The sequence below is a fragment of the Lentibacillus kapialis genome, from assembly GCF_014646635.1.
Lineage (GTDB): Bacteria > Bacillota > Bacilli > Bacillales > Amphibacillaceae > Lentibacillus > Lentibacillus kapialis.
Genome location: NZ_BMNQ01000096.1, coordinates 1 through 5,455, shown reverse-complemented (window position 1 = coordinate 5,455; position 5,455 = coordinate 1). Strand labels below are relative to the sequence as shown.

Below are 5,455 nucleotides of genomic sequence, written 5' to 3'. Positions count from 1 at the left end.
CTATCTTTCGATATACTTTGAGACATGGTAGGGTTTCTCCTCTCTTTTTTTCTGTCCAATTTTGAGGATACCCTACCTCTTTTTTTGTCTCAAAGAATCTACACAAACTATTTTACGTCATCTAAAGATCCCTCTAATCCTATAATCGTATATTAGATGAAAAAGGGGTATCATTTTAAAAACTTTTCTAAAATGATGCCCCTTTTACCGGAAGTGGATTCGATTATAGCTATAGAAAAAGCAGAATAGCAGATATACCAATTGGTATTAGAAAATTCGGGCAAAGTACGGCCAGTCCATTTTCTATCTTCGTCAGAGAAAATTCGATAATTTATATTCCTGTCCATGTATGCCTTTATAATATTCCGTATACATCTCTCCCGCACAATGTTCAGAGCTGAATTTTGCCGGGAGCATATTTTGAATTTCAGAAACATGTTCCGACGTCCTTCTACCGTAACTGCCCAGGCTCACGATCCAAAGAAGCAAATAACGGAAGAGAGGGGCCGCCTAAACTGGGATATCCATATCTAACGGATCCTCATTCCGTTAAATGGACATAAATCACCCTATTTAGTGTTGTCATGAATCCTCGTTCCGTTATTCGGCTAAAAGCAGGGCAAAATTAGGGCGAAAAGAGGAAATAGCGGAATGAGGAACCGCTGAACTCCGGTTACGACACTTAAAAGTTATCATGCGGATTCGGACTAGCTGGACTGCCCAACAGCGGGGTGCGCAAAAACACCACAGTATTAGATATTGTGATATTAATCGAGTAGGTGACTAGCCATTATTTGGCTAGTCGACCTCTCACACCACCGTACGTGCGGTTCCGTATACGGCGGTTCAATAGCTTAAGTACGCTTTCTTGAAGAGACGGTTTAAATCTTTTAAACCGACCTTTGGCTAACAGTTCCTACTGCCAAGCCTGTAGTGGACTTTCACCACCAAGTTATAGCCCATACCGGGCGCACTAAAAAGACCTAAACTCTTTAGTTAGAGTTCAGGTCAATGAACTATTCATCTTTATTTTCAAAGTATGCATCCAAAATACCTTTGCCGATTTTATGGTTAATATCATTATTTTCACCCACTTTTGGAACCATCACTGCAAAGGCAACTTCCGGATTATCATATGGAGCATATCCGACAAGTGCTAAGTTTTCCGTCGAGGCTTTTAATTCTCCATTTTCGTACACATCATATTCCGCTGTTCCGGTCTTGCCTGCAGCATCGTATGGTTTATCGGCAAAATGTCGTGAGGCTGTACCATTGGGTGATTGGAATACCCGGTGGAAGCCTGCCTGAACACGATCGATTTGACTATCGCTCATTTGTACCCGGTTCATAACCTCTGTGTTATTGCTTTTATAAATTGGGCCGAGCCCTTCTTCATGTGGAACCGGATTGCGAATTTCTTTCATGAAATGCGGGCGAACGCGATATCCGTCATTGGCGATGGTTGAGACATATTGCGCCATTTGCATCGTCGTGTAAGTATCGTACTGACCAATCGCCAGGTCAAGCAGATTACCTGCTGATGGATTTGATCCCTGATACCCGGTCGATTCATATGGAAAATCTACGCCGGTTGGTACTCCCATTCCGAACTGCCCGAAATAATTGCGCATTTCATCAAACGCAGCATAATCAAAATTCACTGGTTCATTGTACTGATAGTTATACTCACCGGCCATCCGCATTGCAATGAAAAACATATACACGTTCGATGATTGTTCCAGTGCCTGATAATCATTAACATAACCTAAATTTTTCCAAGAGCTTTTTTCATCAGTACCCTTTATCTTAATCGGTCTGTCATAAAACGACTGTCCGGGCGAAATCGCACCTGACTGATAGCCTGCCAGCATCGTGGCTCCTTTAACAGAAGATCCAGGAGCATTGGCGTTGTAAATGGTGGATGTACCAATATTGGAAAACTCATGTTCCTCATGGTCATACCGCTGTCCGCTGGCGGCCAATATTTCTCCCGTTTGTGGATTCATCGCAACCGCCATAGCCCTGTCCAAATATCTGTTTTCAACAGGGTACTTTTGAATCGCAGTCTTCATCTCGTCACGGATAACCTCATCAATTTTCTTTTGCAACTCCATATCAACAGTCAGAACCAGGTCTTTTCCACGCTGGCCTTCCACAACGACATCCGAGCCAACAATTGTACCGTTTTTATCCGTCGTGTATTTGATTTTTTCTTTCCGACCTCTCAGAACACCTTCATATTGCTCTTCCAGACCGCTATTTCCTACCCGGTCATTCCGATTATATCCTCTGCTCAGGTAATAATCCTCTTTGTCTTTTGGGATTCCCTGAGACTCAGACGTGATGGATCCTGCAAAGTCGCGAAATGTTCCATCATATGGATACTCTCTGTTCCAGTCAGTTGTTGCATTGATACCGGGAAGCTCATCCAGCCGGGCAGATACCCGTGCAAATTCCTCAGATGTAACACCTTCGTTTTTTATCACTTGCGGTGTCAGTGTCATCGCTTTATCCATTTCTTTTTTAATTGCGATTACTTCAAGTTGCTGTTTGGAATAATCATCCACTTTATCTTCACTGATGCGATCAATAATCTCATGATATTGCTCGCCATTATCCATTTCCTCTTCTTCTTTTTGAGAAAGCAGATCTCTGGCTTCCTCGGTGTTATTTACGTACCAATAATCTTTTTTATTTTGTTTTGTGATACCATCCAAATATTTTTCTGAATCCATCGAAATGTATTCAGCCAGTTTTTCGGCTACTTTCAGTCTGTTTTCTGCTTGTATTCCTTTTTCCGGTGTATACGTTATCGAATACTCTGCGTCGTTTCCTACAATCAAATCTCCGTCACGGTCATACATTTTACCGCGGGGAACACTGATTTTGGTATAATCATTTGTAGTCCGGTCAATTTCAGCTTGAAAGGTTTCCCCATTCAAAATCTGAACAACACCTAATTGCAAGACCAATGCCGAAAACAATAGAAAAACGATAAAAAATAAGATATTTAAACGAAAAGGAAGTTGGGATTTTTTTTGTTTCTTCTTTTTCGAAACCATTCGCCTCACCCTTAACATAAACAATTATGCTTTATATTATATCATTTACAGGGCTGAATTCTAAGTGTTTTTTACCGATTTTTTTCATCAGTTACCGGTTCTTTCGTTATGACATCCTTTTTACCTGTACTGCCCAGGTAAATGTCCTTTACAAAGAAGTAAATAAACAAATGGCCGAGACCGAAAATGGCAAGTAAATACGGAATAATGACTTTGGCTGAAAATAAAGTGATGGCTGTTAAAAAAATAACAATTGACGTTACGCGCCCGATATTGACAAATAGTTCTCTTACAACAATATACTCAACACGGAGTTCCTTTGCTTTACGAGCCTTTCCGATCACATCATAAGTCAATGAAGCATAAGGCACATTCACAATTGGATAGGCAATACCAATAAAAGCAGCATAAACCATTAACTGTGTATAACTTATGTCAAACAAGATGATGTAAATCGAAAAATATAGTATTAACGCACCAGTCAAAATTGACTTTTTCCGCAGTGATGGTTTCACCCACTTTGTCACGATGAAATAAAGCACAAATGATAAACCTGACAAAAATAAATTAAACATCCCTAAAGCAAACTCACTTTGGGTCGTAATGTAAACCCAGACAGAAATTACAAATAAAAAAATGCCTTCGCGCAAACCTTGGGAGACGTGTGCATTTAAAATCCTCTTCCAATTTTTATTATGCGACCTTTCCATTAAAATACGCTTGAAATGAAATAGCCCCTCTGCCTGGCGACGCTTAATAAAAAAACTGCAAATAACAGCGCCGATAAACAGAATAAAAGATATTGTAAAAATCACACTATAACCGACATTCTCCTGCATGCTTGCAATGATTGTGCCGGCGAGCAACGGTCCTACCATGCCCGCAAATGATTGAAGTATTCCAAGGAATCCGTTAAAAAAGTCCCTTGATTCCGGTTCGGTAATCTCAAATGTGAGCACGTTAAAGGCCAGCCAGTAAAATCCGTACCCGATCCCCAGTACACTGCCAAGCATAAAATTATATTTAGCTGCCTGATCCGCTATAAGCAATACACTCAAAAAAAATAGAGATAAAAAGATTACCCCTAAGCGCAATACAATAACACGGTCAATTTTTTTGGCTATTTTTCCTGCTAAAATAAATGTAATGGGCTGAAATAAATAAACGCCCAAATTATAAAAAGCGATGGTTGTATAATCACCTGCCTGTTTCCATAAGTAAATGTTAACAAATGTATTGGAAAGAAAAATACTGAGTGAATACAGACCACCAATGACCAGCAGTAGAATAAGATCACGGCTAATATCAATTTTTCCAGCTATGTATTTTAAACCTTTACGCATATCCATTGCCCCTTTTTGTTCATTTATAGTGTGAGCAAAAAGCAGCCAGATATGCATTGCATGAAAAAAGACACGGAGCTCTTCCCCGTGTCTTTTTTGTTACTTGGCTTCGCTATAGTTTTTCTCTACCTGATCCCAATTGACAACATTCCAGAATGCAGCCACATATTCAGGACGTTTATTTTGGTATTTCAAATAGTAAGCATGCTCCCAAACGTCAAGACCTAAAATAGGTGTTTTCCCTTCCATTAATGGCGTGTCCTGGTTAGGAGTATCTGTGATTTCAATTTCACCATTATTGACAACCAGCCATGCCCAGCCGGAGCCGAAACGCCCTTTTGCAGCGCCTTCGAATTCTTCTTTGAATTTGTCAAAGCTGCCAAATTTGCTATTGATTTTATCAGCTAATTCACCTGACGGCTCGCCCCCGCCATTTGGTGACATGACTTTCCAGAATAGGCTATGGTTAGCATGTCCGCCGCCATTGTTCCGGACCGCTGTACGAATATCTTCCGGTACAGCTTCAAGATTACCTATTAAATCTTCAAGTGACTTACTCTGAAGATCCGCTTTTCCTTCAAGCGCAGCATTCAATTTCGTCACATAAGTATTATGATGCTTAGTATGGTGAATGTTCATGGTCTCTTTGTCAATAGTAGGTTCTAAAGCATCGTAAGCGTATGGTAGTTCTGGTAGTTCAAATGTTGCCATTTCTAAAGTCCTCCTTCAATATTCTTTATTAAAAGGATTGAATATTCACCCTTTACATTCAAGGCTATCAGAGGCTTGATACACATGCAACTTAAATGCACTCTTCTAAATGTAAGCGGTGAAATCCCTATCATTATAATATATTCCCGGGTATCACTAAATCCAAACCTTCAAAAGGAAAAATAAAACCAAAATAAGCTTGTTTTACCATAGTATGGTTAGCCCCCAAAAAGGGTAAAAAAGCGTCCAAAATATACCACGACTACGTTATAATAAAGGTAACTATACAATTCTTCACAGGGCGGTGCTACATATGTTTAAACACGGTAAAAAGGAACA

Annotated in this window: 3 protein-coding genes; all 3 read right to left on the bottom strand. The window is 40.0% G+C overall.

The window, feature by feature from the left end; all coding sequences use genetic code 11:
• Positions 1-1,016: 1,016 nt before the first annotated feature.
• The 3 genes from IEW67_RS17360 to IEW67_RS17350 all read right to left on the bottom strand — a co-directional run bounded on the left by IEW67_RS17360 (position 1,017) and on the right by IEW67_RS17350 (position 5,116).
• Positions 1,017-3,062 (bottom strand): peptidoglycan D,D-transpeptidase FtsI family protein, encoded by a 2,046-nt coding sequence (locus tag IEW67_RS17360; protein WP_188634339.1) that lies wholly within the window; start codon positions 3,060-3,062, stop codon positions 1,017-1,019.
• 71 nt (positions 3,063-3,133) lie between these two features.
• Positions 3,134-4,405, bottom strand: coding sequence for an MFS transporter (locus IEW67_RS17355; protein WP_188634338.1), 1,272 nt, complete (start codon positions 4,403-4,405; stop codon positions 3,134-3,136).
• A gap of 99 nt (positions 4,406-4,504) precedes the next feature.
• Entirely contained in the window at positions 4,505-5,116 is a 612-nt protein-coding gene (locus IEW67_RS17350; protein ID WP_188634337.1) for a superoxide dismutase, read from the bottom strand.
• Between the last annotated feature and the right edge of the window lie 339 nt (positions 5,117-5,455).

Bases quoted from the DNA above. Each gene is read 5' to 3' on its own strand.
- IEW67_RS17355 (WP_188634338.1), bottom strand. From the start codon at position 4,405: ATGCGTAAAGGTTTAAAATACATAGCTGGAAAAATTGATATTAGCCGT.
- IEW67_RS17350 (WP_188634337.1), bottom strand. From the start codon at position 5,116: ATGGCAACATTTGAACTACCAGAACTACCATACGCTTACGATGCTTTA.
- IEW67_RS17360 (WP_188634339.1), bottom strand. From the start codon at position 3,062: ATGGTTTCGAAAAAGAAGAAACAAAAAAAATCCCAACTTCCTTTTCGT.